This is a genomic window from Pseudomonas sp. K5002 (genome assembly GCF_013386655.1).
In the GTDB taxonomy this organism is placed as follows: domain Bacteria; phylum Pseudomonadota; class Gammaproteobacteria; order Pseudomonadales; family Pseudomonadaceae; genus Aquipseudomonas.
Genome location: NZ_JACARK010001406.1, coordinates 1 through 1,730 on the forward strand (window position 1 = coordinate 1; position 1,730 = coordinate 1,730).

Here is a 1,730-nt window from a genome sequence, read left to right on the forward strand (position 1 = left end):
CCGCAGGCGCGAGGCCCGGCAGCAACAGGCCTGCGCCGACGGCTTGCATCACGCGGCGGCGGCCGAGATTGAAGTGGCTCATGCGGGTTCCCTCTCGAGCAGCAAAAGGGAAACTTAAGCATGACGGGATGAACGAGTTATGACACCGGCCTTATTGCTCACGGAGGTCAAATGTGGGAGCTGGCTTGCCTGCGATAGCCTCAACTCGGTTGCGCTGATACACCGAGGTGCCTGCATCGCAGGCAAGCCAGCTCCTACATGAACCGCGTTATGCCTGGGCGGGTGCGACAGAAAGTTCTACGGTCTCAGGGCGCTTGAGGAATGCATACACCACGGCAGTCAACAAACTGCCCGCCACGATCGCCAGCAGGTACAGCAGCGCATGGTTGATCGCATTCGGGATCAGCATCACAAACAATCCACCATGGGGCGCCATCAGCTTGCAGCCGAAATACATCGACAGCGCACCGGTCAGCGCACCGCCGGCGATGCTTGCCGGGATTACCCGCAGCGGGTCCTTGGCAGCAAACGGAATTGCGCCTTCAGAGATAAAGCACATGCCGAGGATCAGCGCGGCCTTGCCGGCTTCACGCTCGGTCTGGGCGAACTTGCGCCGCGCCAGGAAGGTGGCGATGCCCATGCCAATCGGCGGCACCATGCCGGCGGCCATGGTCGCGGCCATGGGGGCACCGCTTTGCGCTGCCAGCAGGCCCACGGAAAACGCGTAGGCTGCCTTGTTGATCGGGCCACCGAGATCGACGCACATCATGCCGCCCAGCAAGATGCCCAGCAGCACGGCGTTGGTGGTGCCCATGGTGCTGAGAAAATCCGTGAGGCCGGTGAGCATCTTCGCCACCGGCGGCCCTACCAGGTAAATCATCGCCAGGCCGGTGAACAGACTCGCCAGCAACGGGATGATCAGGATCGGCTTGAGGGCTTCCAGGCTCTGGGGCAAACGGATCGCGCGGCTGATGAATTTGACGCAGTAGCCGGCGAGAAAGCCGGCGAAGATCCCGCCGATAAACCCCGCGCCCAAGGTGCTGGCCAGCAGGCCACCGATCATGCCGGGGGCCAATCCAGGCCGGTCGGCAATCGAGTAGGCGATGTAACCCGCCAGCAGCGGCACCATCAGCATGAACGCCTGGTCGCCGACGGTTTTCAGCGCGGCGGCAAGAGTGCCTTTTTCTTCAAAGGCATGAATGCCGAACACGAATGACAGGGCGATCAGCAGACCGCCCGCCACCACCATCGGCAGCATGAACGACACGCCGGTGAGCAAGTGTTTGTAGACACCGGTCTTCTCCGGTTTGGCAGCGGCACCACTGGCAGCGGATTCCTGCTTGCCTTCGGCCAGCGCCTTGTTGAGGGTCGCCTCGGATTGCTTGAGCGCGATCCCGGTGCCGCAGCGATAGATTTTCTTGCCGGCAAAGCGCTCGGTGGCGACTTCGATGTCGGCGGCGAGCAGTACCACGTCGGCGTCACGAATCGCCTCGGGACTCAGCGGCGTGCGGGCGCCCACGGAGCCCTGGGTTTCCACCTGCAAGTCATACCCGAGGCGCTTGGCGGTTTGCTGCAACGCTTCGGCAGCCATGAAGGTGTGGGCGACGCCGGTCGGGCACGCGGTGATCGCGACGATACGCGGCGTGCTTTTCGCCGGTGCCGCGTCAGCCACCTGCACCTGGGCCTCCTCGGCCCCGCGACGCAACACCGCGTCCACATCCTGCAACGCC

The 1,730-nt window shown here is 63.7% G+C and carries 1 protein-coding gene; it reads right to left on the reverse strand.

Features of this window, described 5'->3' with window-relative positions; genetic code table 11:
• Window positions 1–268: 268 nt before the first annotated feature.
• A partial coding sequence (locus HX846_RS36755) for a fructose-specific PTS transporter subunit EIIC (protein WP_178967408.1) occupies window positions 269–1,730 on the reverse strand: 1,462 nt, incomplete at its 5' end.